Here is a 19,968-nt window from a genome sequence, read left to right as displayed (position 1 = left end):
CTAAAATTCAATTGATTCTTTAAAATTTACTTTAGGTATTAAAGGTACAATTTTGTCTGGCTCTTCGGAATCCTCTTCATCCATATTTAAGCCGGCTTTAAACCAGATTTCTAACTTGACACCTGAAAATTCTAAGTCTAAATCTAATTTGCCCTCTTTGTTTAATTTAAATGGACATGTAAGTGTAACTGAGGAACTTGCTTTAACACCTATACTTAATTCGGCCACATCTTTAGGTTCTTCGGCTGGCTTTCCTTGTGCGTCTTTAATATTTGCTTTAATTTTCACAGAGGTACTAATTTCGATTTCACCTAATATTGGCCCTTGTATTCCTCCATGGAAATCTAAGTTTCTGTCTGCAAAATTATATGTAAATTTTGCTTCGGACTCATATTCGGCTGGTTCTGTTTCTGTTTCCTCTTTTGTTTTTTTACCTACTAATTTTATCTCAGCAGTAAACCTTACTTCAACTTTATAATCAATTTCGATTTTTCCAGCACTGCAAAAATTTATGAGCCAAGATGCTATATCAAGTGCATCAATAATAGCTCCCCACGGTTTTAATTTACTCCCTAAAGCTAATACATCTAAGGTTACTTTAGCTCCAATAATTGGATCCGCTTTTATTCTCGCATCAACCTCATAAGTTATATTTCCATTTTGAGATGTTGAATAACCAATTCCAAAACCTAAACTTAAGCTGGGTGGATTAAGGGTAAAACTCATAGGTAGAGCACTTAATCTAGCTTTTAAACCTTTTGGCGCTGACCCAGTCCTAATTTTTCCAGCTTCTTTTTTAGCATCTGAAACACCCAAGTCACTATCTAATTTGTTGACCATCCACAAAAGAGGAGCACACATTTCTCTGTACTTTTCACCAAATTCATTTCCAAGTTTGAATACGTCATCTTCACCAGAAACTTCACACTCAACATATAGACCAAATGTAGTTTTTCTGCCTACATAATGTTGTAAGCCATTAGATACTTTTTTATCTAAAATTTCTTTTCTTTTATTGTTGTTTGATGTATTTATTTTTCCTTCATTAAAGCCACTATAATGTTCTACTAATGGAGTAGATGCTTTATAATAAAGAGGTGTTTCAATATTATAATTAAAGTTGATTACCCATTTCATATCAGGATAAACTCCAATTTTCGCAATCTGGTTGGGGTATCTGCAAGTGGTAACGGGAACAAAATAAGTTTGTGAGATCCGTTCATTTTTCACCCATTTTAATAAATATCTAATCACCCAGATATTTTTAAAATTTTCGTCAAAAAATCCCTTTGTTAGATACTCTTGCTCACCATAGAGATAATTTAAAATATTATCATCATAAGATTTATTGTAATTATATTTTAATTTTAAAGTGATAGAATCATCTGCCTCATTTAAGGTATAATCTGTTCCCTCTGATAATCCTTGAACTCCTGCGACAGAAACAGTTTGATAATCCTTTTTATCTGGAGATTCTATTCCTTTGGCTTCCTGGTCAGATTTGTTCCATTCTAATTTTGGAGAAGAGGATCCATTCGAAGGGTGAAAAAAGGATGGTTTTTGTCCTAAACCAATCATTTTCATGTAATGTTCTGCAAAAAGTGCAGGATCTTTAGATGGTACCCACTGCCCCACAATCCAATTCATTTTGAAAACATCATAAATGCCATCATGTAGTTTCCCATCATTTAAAATCATTTGACATTTAAATCCATTTTTATCAGTTCTGACATGATCCTCAGCGCCATCTTTTGAGAGCAGAAACATTGCAGATATTTTAATATCTTTTGTTTCTTTATCTCCACAAACTATATCAACAATTCGTTGTGTATCATCTTTAATTTTCTTCACCGAAAGCTTATATTCATTAAAGACTTCGAAATCTTTTTCACCATTATTAATTGTGATTTTAGAATATGCGCAAGGATTTGATTCCTTATAGCTGTAGTCGATATCACCTATGTATTGAATCATATTACTTTTTTTATCTTCCATCTGAGAAAGAATAGTGTCCATAGATTCATATTTTACCATAAATATTGGTGAGACTTCAATGTCATCAAAATCTCTTTTATTATCCGCAACCCTACGTATCTGGCTCATGTTGGGTGTGAAAAAATATTCGTGTTTTGTTTTAGTATTGACTATTTTTATTGTTACAGAATAAGCTTTAGTTTTTTCATCTTTAGTATGAATATCATCTTTCCATTTAGTATCTATTAAAATTGGGAATTCATACTGAATATTTGCAGTTCCATTTGAAATTCTTGTATGACCCTCTGCCTCTTTTACAATTGGCGAATAATCAACAAGTTTACCTTTTAAGATAGGATCTTCAAGTAGAGGATTATGGTTTTCATCGGTCAGTTCAATTTCAAATTCCAAATTTTCAAAACTTGTTTCTGTGTCAATTTTACCATATTTTTCAGAATATTGCTCACCAATTTTCATTGGAAGCATATGAGTTGCCACATAAAATTTAATAACTTTACTTAAAAATGAAATATGTTGTTCCAAATAATTTTTCTGCTCGTTTTAGTATTTATCATTTTTCCTTTTGCAATTGGAAACCAAGTTAAATTTCGCAAAGATGAATTTGATCGAAATAATAAAAAGAAACATTGATATAATTGAATTATCATTTTTATTATTGACCATTCAGAAATTTACAGTCAAAAAATAAATTGTAATTCTATTTCAAATCCTTTTTAATAACCAGATACTTCAAATCCTTATCCCCCGCATTGCTAATTCCATGTTCTGAATTTGGCGGACAATACAGACTCGTATTTGGACCGACTTCCACAGTTTTTCCGTTGAGATAAAATGCAGCCTTACCTTCGAGAATATAAAAAAATTCCTCCTCAGGATGTCGGTGTGGCGCGTGTGTGGATTTTCTTGGTTCTACGATGCTCATTTTTAAAGTATTCTCTTCTGTGAATTTCTTATCGGCGAACCAATATTGATAACCTGAATTTGTTTTCTTTGCTTTCGACAGATCAAACTCGGTGACACAATTTTCGATGGTGTAATCGATTGGTTCTTTCACTGTTTCAACTTTTTGAGCATTTAAATTCTGTTGGAACAGAAAACTGATGATAATGGCAGATATAAATTGAGTTAGTCTTTTCATCCGTAGGTAATTAATTATTAAATTTAAAAATCTCAATAAAATAATTTAATAAAAGTTTTTTAATTCTCATCAATAATTTTCACTTAATTTTGAAAAGTTAATGAATTAAAACGATGAAAAACTACCTACTATTATTTTCGCTTCTAAGTTCACTGCTTTTTTCTCAGAACAATTTTAGTTTAAAAATTGACGCACCTGAATTTGAGAAAGATTCTTTATTTATGGGACCTCCAACGAGTACAGGAAATATAAGAAATATTTATAGCTACGATATTGTTACTACAAAAAATGTCATTTTCAATGAGGAAAATAGTTATGTCAAAATTAAAATTGCAGACGAAAATACTATTACAGGAAAAATTGAGTATCCTCATCCCTTCGAGATTTCATATTACGATCCTAAAATTAACGGAGGCTACATGACAAAACCTTTTTTCATAGAAAAAGGCAACATTGAGATAAGTATAAACAAGGAAAACAATATAAGCTCGGTTTTGGAGACGGAAACTCCTTCCAATAAAGAATACTTGACCTTAAAAAAACAGTTAGAAAATTTTGACAATAAATTAAAGCCATTCCAAAATAATAATCCAACTGATATCGAAGCTAAACAGAAATTTCTGCAAAGCTATATCAGGAAAAACCCAAACTCGATTGTTGCATTTTGGGAAATTGTAAGTGATTTTTCCAAATTTCAGTTTCATAAGTCCTATATCACATCATTGGCTCTATTCTCTTCAGAGGTAAAGAAAAACTTCAGCTATAATGAATTTAAAAAAATTATTGCCATAGAAAACTCAACCGGAGTTAACGGAAATTTTCCGGATGTCGTGTTTGATAAAAACTCAATGATTTCAAAATCTGACTTTTCTGAATATAATTTAACTCTAATTGACTACTGGTCTATTACTTGTAAACCCTGCATTGAAGATCTGCCAAAGCTGGTTGAACTTCACAAAAAATTTAAAGAAAAAGGGGTTAATTTCATCAGCGTGACTGATGAGAATAAAAAAGAAAATATGGAAAAAGCGACAGAGATTTTGAAGAAAAACAATGTTGCCTGGAAAAATTACTTTGATACGAAAAAGGAATTTCCAAAAAAACTCAATGCTTCAGGATATCCACTACAAATATTGGTTGACCGCAATGGAAAAATTGTAGCCAGAAAATTGGGTGAGCTAGATCAGATTGAAGAAGAAATAAAAAAATACGTTGAATAATTTTTACTATGAAAATATCCAGTCATTTTTGAAAAAACAGTACTAACTTAAAACACATCCATTTTGTCAATATCTGTTTTATTTCTAAATTGCATTATCTCCCAAAAAAGAGAATGACAATCACAAAAAACATTTATGAATCAGATTATTCCGTTTGACTTACAGATACAGCACAGCACTTATTTCAACTATACTTTTTGCTTAAACCAATATCCTTTTCTGCAGAGCATTGCTTTCAGAGACGTGACTGAAGATCTTGAAAATCTCAATCTTCAGATCAGTTCTTCATTGGGTTTATTTCAAAAATACGATGTTTATATTGATAAAATCAAGGCGAATGCACAGTACAAAATCTCGCTTTTCAATTTTGTCTTTGATAATGCTTTGCTGAAAAGACTGACGGAAAAAGATTTAGATCAGATAAAAATTCAGGTTTTTAAAGATGGCGAATCGATTTTTGAAAAAACTTTCAGCATCGAAGTGCTGCCGATGGATTATTTCGGTGGATTGCAGTCTTACCCCCAACTTCTGGCTTCGTATGTCCTTTCCAATACTACTTCACTGTACAAACTGAAAGCCGATGCGATTGATATTTTGGCGAGAAATAAACTCACGCCGTCGTTTGAAGGGTATCAGCAGAAAAGCAAAGAAAGGGTTTTGCAGATGGTTTCGGCGATTTACAAAGCCATTCAGAATCTGGATCTAATTTACAGCGCGATGCCGCCAAGTTTTGAAAAGAACGGACAAAGAATCAGGCTTGTGGACACTGTTTTAGAAACAAAATTCGGAAACTGTATCGATATTTCCCTTTTGTTTGCGGCGTGTCTGGAAGCTATTGATTTAAATCCAATAATCGTGGTAACAGAAGGTCACGCTTTTGTCGGAGTCTGGTTGGATGATCAGCGATTCGATGGAATGGTTAATTTTGATCAGGCGGCAATCTCCAAAAGGATTGCTTCGGGAATTAAAGAAATTGCTTTAATTGAATCGACCAGCCTTTGCCGAGGAAGCAACATTTCGTTCAAAGATGCGATGAATTCTGCCGAAACCCAACTGATGGATTCTTCAAGATTTCTGTTGTCTTTAGATATTAAAAACGCACGGTCGGCGGGAATTTCTCCTCTCCCACTTCTGAAAAATGAAACATTAAAAACTCAGGATTTCAGTTCTATTCAACATTCAACTGAGCTCGATCAGGATTTTGATTTGGGAACGCAGTACGACGACCTCGAAGTGACGGATTTTTCAAATTTAACCAAACAAAAAGTCTGGGAAAGAAAACTGCTCGATCTTTCGCTCAGAAACAACCTTCTGAATCTGCGCTTTACCAAAAGCATGCTCCAGTTGATCGATACGAAAATCAATGTGCTCGAAGACAGCCTCGCCGACGGAAAATCTTTCACCATTCATCCCGATAACAATCAGGCGGTTCTCAGAAAATACAGTCTTTACGGCGAACCTTTACATCAGTCGCAGCCGCTTTTTAAAATGACTCAGGATGAGTTTAAATACAACCGACTCCTCACCTATTATCATCAGGATGACCTCGATAATATCCTCACCAACCTTTACCGAAGCGCAAAACTTGCCGAGGAAGAGAACGGAAAAAGTACTTTGTATTTGGGAATCGGTTTATTGAAATGGTTTGAACCCAAAAATAAAGACATCCCAAGGCTTGCTCCACTTTTACTGATTCCCGTCGAACTGTCACGGAAGTCGGTGAATTCTAAATTTACGCTTCGAAGCCGTGAGGAGGAAACGATGATTAACATTACGTTGCTTGAATATTTAAAACAGGAATTTAAACTCAACATCAACAGCCTCGAAAATCTTCCGATGGACGAATCCGGAGTAGATGTTCCAAAAGTTTTGGCGATTATCAGAAATGCCGTTCTGAATCTTGAAGGTTGGGATGTTCTGGAGCAGTTGGTTTTGGGGATTTTCTCATTTAATAAATTGATTCTCTGGCAGGATATTTCAAAATATTCTGAAGAAATTCAGAAATCTTCGATTGTAAAAAGTCTGATTGATGGGCGACTGACCGGAACTTTGGAAAGTGTAGAAAACGATGTGGAAAGTTTGGAAAACATTCCAGCATCCGAATTGGTTTTGCCGATTTCTACAGATAACTCTCAGCTAAACGCCGTAAAAAATGCCAACCTCAACAAAAGCTTTATTCTACACGGGCCTCCAGGAACGGGAAAATCGCAGACGATTACCAACATCATCGCCGATGCTTTGTCGAATGATAAAAAAGTACTTTTCGTGGCTGCTAAAAAGGCCGCTTTGGATGTCGTTCACAACCGTCTGGAAAATATTGGTCTGGGGGCATTCTGTCTCGAACTGCATTCCAATAAATCCAAAAAGTCGGATGTTCTGAAACAGTTTGAAAGAACTTTGGAAGTTCCGAAATATAAAATCAACGCCGATTATCACGAAGAGGCAAAACGGCTCGACGAACGCAGAAAAGAGCTTGGAAAATATGTGAATGATCTGCATCAGAAATTCCCGATTGGCTGGAGCTTATTTGAAACGATTGCCTTTCTGGAAACAAATCACGTAAAAGCTGATGAACGTTTTCATATCAATTTTCCTTTGGAAAGTGCCGATGTGTTCAACTGGAATCAGTGGAAAGACTGGCTCATTCCGTTTGCATCGATTGTGCAGAAAATCGGGCAGCCTTCGCTTCATGCTTTGCGGCCGATAAAAACTTCAAGTCATCAGTTTGAAAATAAAAAACTGATTCTCTCGGCGATTTCTCAGTTTAATGAAAAGAAAAATGTAACCGAGGAGATAAAAAAGCAGTTCCAGCTCGAGGAAGTTTCCAATGCGGACAGTGTGGAAATTCTTGAGTTTTTAAAAGATAATCCTGTAAAATCCGGTTTGGTTGATTTGGTTTTTAATGAAGGTCAACTGAATTTATTTAAAAACTGGATGTCACAGCAGACACAGTTTCAGCAGATTGAAAGTCAAATTACTGCCAGTTTCAATTCATCCATTTTAAATATTGACTTTGTTTCGTTGAAATTAATCTGGAATCAGGCAAAGCACACTTGGTTTATTCCAAAATGGTTTAAACAGAAGAAAGTCAAGCAGCAACTGAACGGTTACGCCAAATCAGGAATGGAATCTGATGTGCAGATTGACGGACTTTTTGAGAAGCTTGAAAATTATCAGCAGCTTAAAAATAAACTTTCAAATCTTCATTACAACGCAATTTCACCGGTGACGAATCTTTATTTTAACGGAAATTCGTTTGACGTTTCTGCGATTGAGAAAGATTTAAAAACCATTGAAAACGCGAAAGATTTAGCCCAAAAAATTGCCATCAGAAATTTCCCTGAATGGCTGAAAGATTTTTCATCAAAACAAAACAACAGTCTGAATATTTCTGACCATGTTGAAAAGCTGAAAGAACTTTACGATGCAGAAAACAATTTATTGAAATATGTAGAAGAAATACCTAATGAAGCCGATTTGCAGACGGTTGTACAGAATATTCATCAGCTGGAAGACTGGATTAATTTTAATGGTTTAAAAGAAAAAGCACAGGATTTAAACGTAAACTGGTTCATCGGTTTCCTTGAAAAAGGCTGGCTCGATACAGAATCTCTTGAATTGGAATTTGAAAAAATCATTCATCTGAATTTATTCATTAAAACTATTTACAGTTCGGGAACTTTGAATGGTTTTGACGCCAGTATTTACGAATCTCAGATTCAGCAGTATAAAAATCTGCACAAAGAATTTACTGAACTCACGAAAAATCAGCTGACGATGAAGCTCAGCGACCGTATTCCGAATTTTTCTCAGGAAGCCGTCCAAAGCTCTGAAATTGGGATTTTGCAGAAAGCGATTCGCAATAAAGGCAGGGGTTTATCCATCAGAAAATTATTTGACCAAATTCCGACTTTAATTCCGAGACTGAAACCGTGTATGCTGATGAGTCCGATTTCGGTAGCGCAGTATTTTGATGTGAATGAAGAGCATTTTGACTTGGTGATTTTCGATGAAGCTTCGCAGCTGCCGACTTCTGAGGCGGTCAGTGCTTTGGCGAGGGCAAAGCAGGCAATTATTGTAGGCGATCCGAAACAGATGCCGCCGACGAGTTTCTTTGCTTCCCAGAAAGTGGATGAAGAAAATTTTGAACTGGAAGATTTGGAAAGTATTCTCGATGATTGTTTAGCGCTTTCAATTCCATCGAATTATTTGCTGAGACATTACCGAAGTAAGCATGAAAGTTTAATTTCGTTCTCCAATGCTCATTTTTATGACAATAAATTGCTCACATTCCCCTCTCCGGACGATTTAAACCGAAAAGTGACCTTTGAATTTATTGATGGATTTTACGACAAGGGAAAAACGAGAACCAATAAAAATGAAGCAGAAGCGATTATTCAATACATTAAAAATCATCTCGAAAAGAAAGATAAAAAGTCGATTGGGGTCGTGACTTTCAGCCAGACTCAGCAAAGTTTAATTGAAGATTTGCTGCAGAAATTATTTCAGGAAAATCCGCATTTGGAAGAATTTGCAATCAATTCTGAAGAACCTATTTTCATTAAAAATCTGGAAAATGTACAGGGTGACGAAAGAGATATAATTCTGTTCTCGATTGGCTACGGACCCGATGAAGATGGGAAAGTTTCAATGAATTTTGGTCCGCTCAACCGTGACGGTGGCTGGAGACGACTGAATGTTGCTGTGACGAGAGCGCGTTATGAAATGAAAGTGTTTTCTTCGTTAAAAGGCGACCAGATTGACATGAACAGAACCAGCTCGGAAGGTGTTTTGGGATTGAAAAACTTTTTGAATTTTTCTGAAAAAGGACTGGTGTATTACAACTCAAATCAAAGCGTCAATCAGCAAAAACTGATGGTGAATGCTGTTGCGAAAACGCTTGAAGAAAAAGGCTTGAAAATAAAAACCAACATTGGCACTTCAGAATATAAAATCGACATCGGAATCATCGATCCTGAAAATGAAAGCGAATATCTTCTGGCGATTTTGCTGGACAGTGAAAATTATTTTAACATCCACACGACCAATGACCGTGAACTGCTGGTTCCGAATGTACTGAAAGGTCTCGGCTGGAATGTTTTCAGGATCTGGACGTTGGACTGGATTAAAAATAAAGAGAAAATTGTTGAAAAAATCAAGATCGAATTAGAAAAAATCAAAACTCAGGTTAAAGAAAAAAAGGAAGAAATTACCGAACTGAAAACTTTTGAAAAAATCTATCTGAGTGAGGTTGCGGAGGACGAACAACCTTCAAAAATGGTTTCTTATGTTGTTGCAAATTTGAGTCCGGAGGCCAATGCCAATTCAGAATCGATTTATCATTTTGAAAACAGACAGACGCTTTTAAGTCAGTTAAAAACCATCATTGATACAGAATCGCCGATTAGTCAGAATGCTTTGTTCAGGAAGATTCTTAAGCTTTGGAACACGTCGCGAGCCGGCGGAAAACTGAATACCTATCTTTTGGAAACTTTGGCTTCTATTCCGAATATTCAAACCACGGAAAGTTACCAGAAATTTTACTGGAGCGAAAATTCACAACCTCAAAATCTCGATTTTTACCGAGATAATTCCGCAGAAAAAAGGTTGATTGATGAGATTGCACCTGAAGAAATTTCGGTGGCGATGATGGAATTGATGCATTCGAATTTAAGCTTAAATAAAGAGGAATTGGTTCGTGCCGTTTGCAAGACTTTTGGTTTTTCAAAAGTGGGCTCGCAGATTGATGCGGTGGTGAAGTTTTGTGTGGAGGATTTGATTGGGAAAGGGATGCTGAAGGAGGTTGATGGGAGGATTGGTTTGGGGTGAATTAGTGCTGCATTTATTGGATATGCGAACCTTGAAATTATTAAACAATAAAATATTTAAATTGAAAAATAAATCTTTCTTGTATGGAATACTTTTAATCTCTGTAGGCTTTTTAATAGTCTTCTTTTTTGGTTATAAGGACAACATTTTTTTGGGAATAATAAGCTACTTCGCTTTTTTTTGTGGTTGGTTAATCATTACTTTTTCACTATTTGGAAAGTATTACAATTTTAAAAAACCAAATTTCAGCGCAAATAAAATGCTATGGATAACACAAACTATTAAGAATACTACAATAATAGGTTTTGCAATTATTGGAATGTTCTTTTCAATTATTGTTACTGGAAACTTAACTGATAAAAGGATTCAAAACATATTAAATAATGAACCAACCGGAAAATCTATCGCAGAAGTAATAAATCTGGAAAGCAGACATACAAGAGGTGGGTGGAAAATCTGGGCAATATTTCAATACAGAACCCAAGACGGTATTTTTAAAAAAGGAATTTATAATTATAATAGCCGATTTAAAAAAGGAGACAAATACGATATAATTTATTCCGTAAAATATCCTGAAATTTCTGAGATTAAAAGCAAAGTAGAAAACAATTAGAAAAAGTTACAATTATAAACTCAGAAAAGATTATACTAATTTTGAGTTTTAAACGGGCAGATATTATCTTCACGAGTGAAATGTTGTAATAATTTATTAAAAATCCTAAAATATGATTATGAAAAAAATACTCTTACTCCCAACTCTCTTACTCTTCTCCAACAGCTTTTCTCAAAAAATAGCAGACCGCTACCAATCTTCGCAACCGCAAGATCAGTCTGTACCGCCACCGCCAAGAGTGAGCTTTCCGGCACAATTTCCAAATGGAAATAAAGCTTTTTTAAAAATAATTGACCAAAATATCAACAGAAATAATTTGAAAAATCAAGGAGCAACTTTGAATACTGAAATCATTTTAAAGATAGACAAGCAGGGAAATGTTCTCAATATTTCAACCTACGGAAAAAATGAAATTTTCAATAAAGAAGTAAAAAATGCTGCGACAAAATCAACTCAGGATGTGAAATGGACTGCCGGAAAAAACAGTCAGGGACAAAAGGTGATTGATATTGTGAAGATTCCGTATCGTTTTAGGAATTTGTAAATTCCTATATGAGAAGTTGTCTTTAAAAAAATCACAAACAAGAGAACAATAAGAGCATATTTTTCTTACCTTAGTTTTCACAAATTATCATCGATGAAACTGTTTTTACCCATCATATTTCTATTGAGTTGTCATTTTACTTTTGCGCAAAGCCAGCCGCATGAAAATCAATCTAAAGCAGATTCTGTCACAACAACTTTGAAGCAAAGCATCGTAAAAACAGAATCGCAAAATCCAATAATTCCTAAAATTCTGGCTGGTAAAACATCAGATCCAAAAAAAACTGTTGCCGAGCAGGACTTTGATCTTGAAATAAGAGCCATCCTCGATTACAGACTCAACCGTGTTTTGCGCGAAGATCTGTTTTGCTTGATTTGTGAAGCAGAATTAAAAAAGGGAGAACTTGCTTAGATTACTTTAATGAATTTGGATATTGGGAATAAATCTAATGCTAACCATCACCTCAATCTCACAACTTCTCCTTTTTGAAAATCTATTTTAAAATGATCAGAAGCATCTCCGGAAGAGAGTTTTTCTAAAATTTTAAAGAACGTTTTAAGCTGATTTAAAAATTTGTCTTCCGTTTTCAAATTATCAAAATTCTGTTCTAAAATCCTATATTGCTCAAGCCTTTTTTTCGGAATATCTTTTTTTGCCAGTTCATCTGCAGATTGAAATTGGTAAAGGTTTAAAAGCGCATCTTCAAACTTCCATCTCTCAAAACTTTTTGTGTTGAATTTACTTAAGTTTTTAGAATTTCCTAAACTTAATTCGAGCAAATCTTTACCCGAAAGTTTTGACGCTTTTTCAATAAAATATTTTGACCAATCTGATTGAATTAATCTCAAACGCACCAGTTCTTTCAAATGAAATAATGTGAAATCCTGATAGTTTTTTATCTTTAAAATATCTTTGTTCCAGATGTTTTTTGAGTTTATAACTTTTAAATTTTCAAATTCTTTTTCATACAGCGGAAACAGTTCATCAAACCGAGGAACATCTTTTATTGAAATTGTTTCCACTTCAAACTCATCCTGCGAATTCACTGTCAGAATTTTGTACGCAGGAATATATGCCGCCAAAGAAGGCACCTGAATATTGACAAGCATTTTTCCATCATTGAACTTCTTAATTCCCGTATCATTAATGTGCATGTGCCCCGCAAAATGGAGCTTCAAACCTGCTTTTGCAAACAGTTCTGCAACCTCATCCTGTGGAACCCGATCCATTTGCCATTTGTTTTCGCCTAAAAACTGTTTGATTTCAGAATCTGCATTATCATTAAAATCCAGAATCGGATAATGCGTGAAAGCAATCAGAGTTTTGTGTTGTTTTTCCGCTTCACTGACAATTTTTTCAACCCACGCAAACAGATGTTTTTTATGAGTCAAAACATTGTTATATCCGATGGATGCACCGTTGTAATTGCTTTCATCAGTAGGATTTGCGTTTAGATTTTTGGGAATATAAGTGTTTCCATCAATAGCCAAAAGCCAGATTCCTTTTACAGGTTCGACAACATAAGAAAAATCGGGAACGGAAAATCCTGAACGCACTTCATACATTCTGTTTTCATAACGAGCATCTTCTGAAGCCGTTTTGTAACTGTAGTTTTCAAAAGAATTTTTAGTGAAAGGCGTTTGCCAAAACAGATCTTTTTCCGTTGGTGCAAAACCAAAATTCTTCAGTTCATTCAGAATTTCCAAGTAACCTGACATCGCAATATCTTTAGTAATAATTGCCTTTAAATTTTTATCTTTAATTAAATTTTCATCACTTACAATCGAAAGTTCTCCCCCATTTTCGCCCATGAAATCAGATTTTCCGCCTTGCTTCAGAAATGGCCCGACAGGATCATGATTTCCGGTTGTGATGAAAAACCGCATCTGATATTTTCTCTGATATCCCTCCAAAATTTTCCTTAAACCACGGAGATTGTAGGCCTGTCCGTCATCCGTATAATCTCCTGGAAGTACAACAATTTTAATATTTCTCTTTGCAATATCATCCAAAGCAGCAATGAAAGCAAAATAATTTTCATTAAAAATTCTGGTCGAATGAAGTTGAGAATCCATTGTTCTGAGAATGGTTTTCTTTCCAGTTTTCGGATTATCTATTCCCTTAAAATCAGAGTCTGAAAATTCACCATACAGATCCTGAAAATGTACATCTGCAAGAAATACAATCTTTACGGGAGTTCGTTGAGCACAAACCGTAAAATGATTTAGATAAAAGATGATTACAAGGAGTTTTAAAAACGTTTTCAAACCGATATTTTTTAAATTTTAATAAAAAAAATCTCACGCAGATTAGGCTGATTCAGCAAATCTTAATAATCAGCTCAATCTGCAAAATCTGCGTAAGCCAATTTACTGCAGTTTCAAAGACTTCAAAATCTTATGAAAAATCTCATTGTTCTCATAAACGCCCGTGAAATTTTCAGAACCGGAACCGTAAGAAAACACAGGAATTAATGTCGCCGAATGGTCATCTGTAGTGAAATCTCCTTCAATCGTGCTGCTTTTCATATCTCCATGTGGAATGCTGAAACCGCCCGTTTCGTGATCTGCCGTAATCACCACCAGCGTTCCGGCGTTCTCGTCTGCAAACTGAATGGCTTTGGTAATTGCTCTGTCGAAATCAATTCCTTCCGTAACGATTGTTCCGACATTATTGCTGTGTCCGCCACTGTCGATTTGGGCGGCTTCCACCATCATAAAAAATGGTTTTTTCTTGCTGTTTAAAAACTTCAGACCATTTTCCACCGTTTCTGCAAGAAGATTTCCACGGCCTTTCAAAACCTGTGGAACTCCGTTGTCTGAGAGGTAATATGCCACCTTCTCTGCTTTGCTTTCTCCCACCTCATTAGCATTATTGGCGAGTTTAAAGTGATTTAAACCTGAAACTTTAGATTTTCCTCCGGCAGCAAAAAAAGTGAGTTTAGATTTTGTCAAATCCTGTGCAATTTCCTTTTCCATCCCGCGGTCTTTTTGATGCGCATAAAATGCGGATGGTGTGGCACCAACGATTTCGTCTGTTGTGATAATTCCCGTGTTGAAGCCGTTTTCATACAAAACTTCAGTCATATTCGGAATCGGTTTCCCGTCAGAATCTACGCCGATAAATCTGTTTTTGGTTTTCTTTCCTGTGGCAAAAGCGGTGGCTCCCGCTGCGGAATCTGTTGTAAAATTATCGGTTGCTGTAGTTTTAATTAAACCAATATTTTTAAGCTGAATTAATGTTAACTGACCTTTGTTGGCTAAAACCGAAGACGAAATCTGCGATAAACCATTTCCGTCGCCAATCAGTAAGATCACATTTTTTACTGGAACATTTTTATTTTCATATAAAAATTTAGGTTGATAAACTTCACTGTACAGCGTGTTTTTGAAAGTCCGTTGGTCTAATTTATTTAGATAATCTGCGCATTCTTTGGGATGGTCTGTATTGATAAAATCGACGCCGGCGTGCGCAAAAAATTCCCATGAAGTCTTACCATCAGGAATTGCCCAAAAACGAAATGGTTTACCAAATGATTTGGCTTTCTTGATAACTTCGGTCACTTTCGGGAGGTCATTTTCAGTCAGACCGCCTTTACCGTTCCAGACAGAATAGGCTTTAAAATTTAAACTTAAAAGTCCTACTTTTTCCCATTGCTGTGGCGTAAGATTTTCCAAAGACTGATAATCAAATTTAATAAAATCAGGATACGAAGTGAATTTTTGGGGTTTTGGATGATTTCCGGAAATCACAAAACTGATATTTTTCTGAGCAGTGATTTTTGGATATTTTGAAATTTCAGCAACGATTTTCTTTAATGTCGGTTCGCCATCTGTTTTCAGGTCAATTAAGATCTGAACCGGCTGATCTTTGATTATTCCTACATCAAGAGCTTTTTCAATAGACTTTAAATACAGTTGATCGAAAGTTCTTTCTTTCTGAATATTTTTCTGTTCATGCGAAACGAAAAGTTCATTATTCACTAAAAAAACATCCACTTCAATCGACTTTGCCCCCGAACCCAAAGCGTACCAAAACGGCACTTTCTGTTCGTAGTCGTTATGAGAATGCGCTGAATAATTCTGTGCAAAAGCAAAACTCGCCGCTGAAAAAGCGATGGCAAAACTTATTTTTTTTATTGTGGAAATCATTTTTTAAGGTTAAGGTTAAGGTTAAGGTTAGGGATGAGGATGAGGATGAGATCGTTTAAAAAATTAAACAGTTGTAAAAACTGGTGGTTTTTTTGGATGTCAATCGCTTCGCCGTTTCTTCGTCGTCGGTTCGTCATTGCTCCGTCGAAGTAAACTTTCTGTTTTGGATTAAAAAAAATTAAACAGCAAGTTTTTTGAATACATTTTCAGATAAGATACAACCTTATCAAGATTATTTTTTTGGCTGCTGATTAACCTTGACAGGGTTTTCTCATGTGGTCATTAAAAAATTACTTTACGGAAACACCAGATTTTTTTAAAGCTTCTACCAGTTTGTGGTAAATGGTGTTGTTGGGATAAACTCCTGAGAACAATTCTTCTCCTTTTCCCATCGCAAACACAGGTACCAAAGCGGCAGTGTGCTGATTGTCTATAAAATTGACCTGTACTTTATCTTTTACTTCTTTCTTTTTTCCCGTCTCTTCATTTTTTTCCATAAACTTTCCAATGCTAGCACCCCCTGTTTCGTGATCGGCGGTTACAACCAATAAAGTATTTGGATTTTTCCTGATAAATTCCATCACAACGCCTATGGTTTTATCGAAATCAAGGACTTCTTTTACCATCATTTCTGCATTGGTTGCGTGGCCGCCCCAATCGATGAACGAACCTTCAACCATTAAAAAGAAAGGTTTCTTTTCGCCAGAAAAATAATCCAATGCGGCTTGAGTAGCTTCCGGAAGGAAATCTTTCCGTCCCTGAATTTTATTGGGCAATTCATCCTGAGCCAGAAGGTATAAATTTCTTTTTCCGGCAATCGGTTTTGAAAGGGAAACGGTGTCTATCCTGTAATTTTTCTTTGCTAAATCTTTCAAAAGATTTCTGCTATCTTTCCTTTTGGTAAAAAACTTCAGACCTCCGCCTGCTGCGAAATCGACATCAGATTTTATAAAATCCAAAGCGATATCCTCGTGCCAGTCGCGGTCTTTGATATGTGCGTAATAGGCAGCGGGCGTTGCATGGGTGAGACTCGTTAAGCTGACCAGTCCGGTTTTGTAACCTTTATCCCGCAGTTGCTCCAGAATTGTTGGGATGGCAACAGAATCCCTGTCAACTCCAATCGCTCTTTTGTAGGTTTTCTGTCCGGTGGACAATGCTGTTGCGCCAGCCGCAGAATCTGTAATTCGGTCGCTAGTACTTGACGTTTCAGAAAGACCTACATATTTAAATTGTTGAAAATTCGGTTTTCCTTCTCCGAAATAAAATGCAGATGTTACTTGAGATACTCCCATCCCATCACCAATCATAAAGATGACATTGATGGGTTTTTGACTTTGCGCATATATTATAGTTTCAAACAGAAGCATTAAAACAGCCGCAAACACCTTTATATTAGGACTTTTACAAATATAATTCATAATGATTATTATTTTAATAATTAATTATTTCCAAAATCAACGGGCAAAATTAGGCATTATATCAAAACGAAACATTGACACGATAGCAGTATAATTCAATGTTAACAGACTTTATTCTTACTTCCAGACATTTAGACAAATCCATTTAACAATAAGTTTACTGAAATTTAATTTTTCGCAATAAAATTTACATTTTATTAATTTTAAAAATCGGTTACTTAACGGTAATTTAACGGAAGTCGGCTTTTTTTGAGCCTAATTTTGCACCAAAATAAAAAGGAATGAAGCGTATTTATCTCGTGCCAACTGTTTTGATGGGCTGTGTCAGCTTAACATTTGCACAAAAAAAAGAGTCTGATTCTATTAGCAGCGAGAACAAATCGACAGACATTGAAGAAGTTGTAATGATTGGTTATGGCTCCCAGAAAAAATCGGATGTAACCGGAGCTGTTGGTTCTGTAAAAGCCGAAGATTTTAACAAAGGTATGGTGGCCAACGTAGGTCAGCTTCTTCAGGGAAAAGTAGCCGGAGTAAATGTTGCCAACGTGAGCGGCGAGCCCGGAGCCAATCAAAATATCGTCATCAGAGGTGTCGGAAGTTTGAGATCGGGAACTACTCCATTGTATGTGATCGACGGTTTTGTTATCGATAACAGCAATACCGGAGTTGCCAATAACCCGATGAACTTTATTAATCCTGATGATATTGCATCGATGGATGTTTTGAAGGATGCTTCTGCTGCTGCAATTTATGGGGCAAGAGGCGCAAACGGGGTTATTGTGATTACTACTAAAAAAGGCAAAAAAGGAAGAACTCAGATGAATCTTTCTTCCAATCTCACGGTATCCAAATTGGCTAATAAAATGGATGTTTTCAGTGCAGATGAATTCAGAAGACAGGTTGCCGCAATGGGTGCAAAGGTAGATGACATGGGCGGAAACACCGACTGGCAGGATGAACTGACGAGAACAGCAATTTCTGAAAACGTCAATTTCTCAGCGGCAGGAGCCACAGAAAATTCAAATTATTATGCAGCCTTAGGTTACGAAAATCAGGAAGGTATTTTGTATAACAGTAATCTGAGAAGGTATTCGGGACGTGTAAATGTTTCGCAAAAAGCATTTGACGGAAGGGTAAATATTGATTTCAATCTGAACGGAACCAGAACAGAAAACAGCAGACCCAGCGTAACGAGCATGGTTTCTACAATGCTTACGCTCAATCCAACGTATCCTGCTTTCACCAATGGTTCGCCAACAACAGTTTTCAATAACGGAAGTTTTAATCCCCTTATCCGTCAGGATATTTATAAAGATTTTACAAACAACAACAGGATTTTAGCCAATATTTCTCCTTCAGTAGAAATCATTAAAGGTTTAACTTATAAAATGAATCTTGGAGTTGACTATTCTTCGGCTGACAGGGTTATTCAGAATACGCCTCACGCAATTCCGTTGGAAGTAGGATCTTTAAATTTAAATTACTTCTCAAACAACAACACTTTGATTGAGAATACTTTAACCTATAAATTACAAATTGACCGTCATGATTTTAACGTGATGGCAGGACAGTCTTACCAAAGACTTTATCTTGTAGCGAGAAGCTGGGATTATTCAGTATTTCCAAATAACGGAATTGAACCTCAGCATCAGATCGGAGCAGCCAATAAAAACAATACCACCTCATCTTCACTTGCAAACAAAAACGAGCTGCAGTCCTGGTTTGGGAGGATAAATTACGGGTATGCAGATAAATATTTACTTACAGCCACTTTACGAGCAGACGGATCGTCAAAATTCGGTGAAAACAACCGTTACGGAGTATTCCCGTCACTGGCTGCGGGCTGGAACATCAGTAAAGAAAATTTCCTTGCCGATGCAGATGCCATCAGCAATCTGAAGCTTAGAGCAAGCTGGGGTAAAACAGGAAATCAGGAAATCCCAAGTAAAATCACAAAAAGAAGCTACAAATCTGCATCGGACGGAAGCGGACAGGCAACTTACCCCATGGACAGCAGTGGAAATTATCCGGTGGGAATTTATCTGGTCAGAGCAAATAATCCCGATCTTCAGTGGGAAGTTACGACCCAAAGCAATATCGGTTTAGATTTCGGATTTTTAAATAACAGATTATCCGGTAGTGTAGATTTCTTTAAAAAAGTTTCCAGCGATATTCTTTTGGAGATCAGTCCTGAAGACCCTATTGAGCCGGCAGAAACCATGTGGAAAAACATTCCCGACATGACCATCAACAACACAGGTCTTGAATTTGCCCTGAACTACGACAGCAACAGAAACAGCGAGTTTACCTACAGTATCGGCGGAAATATGTCTTTCATCAAAAATGAAGTAAAAGATTCTCCGTACAAAGTAATTTCAACGGGAGGTGCTCAGGGACCTGGAACGACGAACGCCGTAATTAACGGATATATCAACGGTCAGCCTATCGGAACCTTTTATGTAAGAGATTTTCAGGGACTGAATGCCAATGGAACCAATATCTTCAGGGATGTTGACGGCGACGGACAGATCACTGATAACGACAGAATCGCTGCGGGAAGTGCACTACCTGATTTCACCTACAACATCAGCCTGAAAGCAGCCTACAAAAACTTTGATTTAGGACTAAACTTCAATGGTGTTGCAGGAAATATGATTTACAACAACACCGCTTCAACTTTATTTACAAGAGGAAGATTAGGTCTTTCTCAAAATACAACAGACGCTGCGACGCAATTCCCGAACGAAAGTGCCAACAACACCAACGTAATTTCTACAAGATATTTGGAAAAAGGAGATTTCTTCAGACTTAACAATGCGACTTTAGGCTACAGTTTAGACCCGAAAATCATTGGTATCGGGGAACAGATCAGAAATATCAGATTTACGGTAACTGCTCAGAATCTTTTTGTCATCACAAAGTACTCAGGGTTTGATCCGGAAATCAATACAGGAATTTCACAGGGAGGAATTCAGTCTTTCGGGATTGATTACGCGACCTATCCGAGAGCCAGAAGCTTTGTATTTGGTGTAAACGTAGCATTTTAATTAAATATTTAAA

11 protein-coding genes are annotated in these 19,968 nt (G+C 36.1%); 6 read left to right on the top strand and 5 right to left on the bottom strand.

Features of this window, described 5'->3' with window-relative positions:
* Both ASG31_RS16120 and ASG31_RS16115 read right to left on the bottom strand, forming a co-directional pair.
* Positions 1-2,517: a hypothetical protein gene (locus ASG31_RS16120; RefSeq protein WP_131725575.1), complete on the bottom strand. Its 2,517-nt coding sequence runs from the start codon at positions 2,515-2,517 to the stop codon at positions 1-3.
* 175 nt (positions 2,518-2,692) lie between these two features.
* The gene (locus tag ASG31_RS16115; RefSeq protein WP_056035100.1) at positions 2,693-3,133 is read right to left on the bottom strand and encodes a cupin domain-containing protein; all 441 of its coding nucleotides are present in this window, start codon (positions 3,131-3,133) and stop codon (positions 2,693-2,695) included.
* Between the two features lie 113 nt (positions 3,134-3,246).
* Between ASG31_RS16115 and ASG31_RS16110 the strand changes: the two genes are divergently transcribed.
* The 5 genes from ASG31_RS16110 to ASG31_RS16090 all read left to right on the top strand — a co-directional run bounded on the left by ASG31_RS16110 (position 3,247) and on the right by ASG31_RS16090 (position 11,750).
* On the top strand, positions 3,247-4,353 hold the full coding sequence (locus tag ASG31_RS16110; RefSeq protein ID WP_056035097.1) for a TlpA family protein disulfide reductase: 1,107 nt from the start codon (positions 3,247-3,249) through the stop codon (positions 4,351-4,353).
* Between the two features lie 135 nt (positions 4,354-4,488).
* Entirely contained in the window at positions 4,489-10,182 is a 5,694-nt protein-coding gene (locus ASG31_RS16105; RefSeq protein WP_056035093.1) for a DUF3320 domain-containing protein, read from the top strand.
* Between the two features lie 61 nt (positions 10,183-10,243).
* The gene (locus tag ASG31_RS16100; protein WP_131725574.1) at positions 10,244-10,795 is read left to right on the top strand and encodes a hypothetical protein; all 552 of its coding nucleotides are present in this window, start codon (positions 10,244-10,246) and stop codon (positions 10,793-10,795) included.
* Between the two features lie 118 nt (positions 10,796-10,913).
* Positions 10,914-11,339: a hypothetical protein gene (locus tag ASG31_RS16095; RefSeq protein ID WP_056035216.1), complete on the top strand. Its 426-nt coding sequence runs from the start codon at positions 10,914-10,916 to the stop codon at positions 11,337-11,339.
* A gap of 93 nt (positions 11,340-11,432) precedes the next feature.
* Positions 11,433-11,750 carry a hypothetical protein gene (locus ASG31_RS16090; protein ID WP_056035088.1) on the top strand — a complete coding sequence of 106 codons (318 nt, stop codon included), beginning with the start codon at positions 11,433-11,435 and terminating at the stop codon, positions 11,748-11,750.
* 47 nt (positions 11,751-11,797) lie between these two features.
* Here ASG31_RS16090 and ASG31_RS16085 read toward each other — a convergent pair whose 3' ends face one another.
* The 3 genes from ASG31_RS16085 to ASG31_RS16075 all read right to left on the bottom strand — a co-directional run bounded on the left by ASG31_RS16085 (position 11,798) and on the right by ASG31_RS16075 (position 16,908).
* On the bottom strand, positions 11,798-13,606 hold the full coding sequence (locus tag ASG31_RS16085) for a metallophosphoesterase family protein (protein ID WP_082504611.1): 1,809 nt from the start codon (positions 13,604-13,606) through the stop codon (positions 11,798-11,800).
* A gap of 102 nt (positions 13,607-13,708) precedes the next feature.
* Positions 13,709-15,490, bottom strand: coding sequence for an alkaline phosphatase (locus ASG31_RS16080; RefSeq protein ID WP_056035083.1), 1,782 nt, complete (start codon positions 15,488-15,490; stop codon positions 13,709-13,711).
* A gap of 290 nt (positions 15,491-15,780) precedes the next feature.
* Positions 15,781-16,908 carry an alkaline phosphatase gene (locus tag ASG31_RS16075; protein ID WP_082504610.1) on the bottom strand — a complete coding sequence of 376 codons (1,128 nt, stop codon included), beginning with the start codon at positions 16,906-16,908 and terminating at the stop codon, positions 15,781-15,783.
* Positions 16,909-17,189: 281 nt separating this feature from the next.
* Here ASG31_RS16075 and ASG31_RS16070 point away from each other — a divergent pair, with 281 nt between their 5' ends.
* The gene (locus ASG31_RS16070) at positions 17,190-19,955 is read left to right on the top strand and encodes a SusC/RagA family TonB-linked outer membrane protein (protein ID WP_056035081.1); all 2,766 of its coding nucleotides are present in this window, start codon (positions 17,190-17,192) and stop codon (positions 19,953-19,955) included.
* Positions 19,956-19,968: the final 13 nt, after the last annotated feature.

It is taken from the genome of Chryseobacterium sp. Leaf404 (assembly GCF_001424145.1).
Taxonomy (GTDB): domain Bacteria; phylum Bacteroidota; class Bacteroidia; order Flavobacteriales; family Weeksellaceae; genus Chryseobacterium.
The sequence above is the reverse complement of the archived record's forward strand: the minus strand, read 5'-3'. Positions and strand labels throughout refer to the sequence as shown.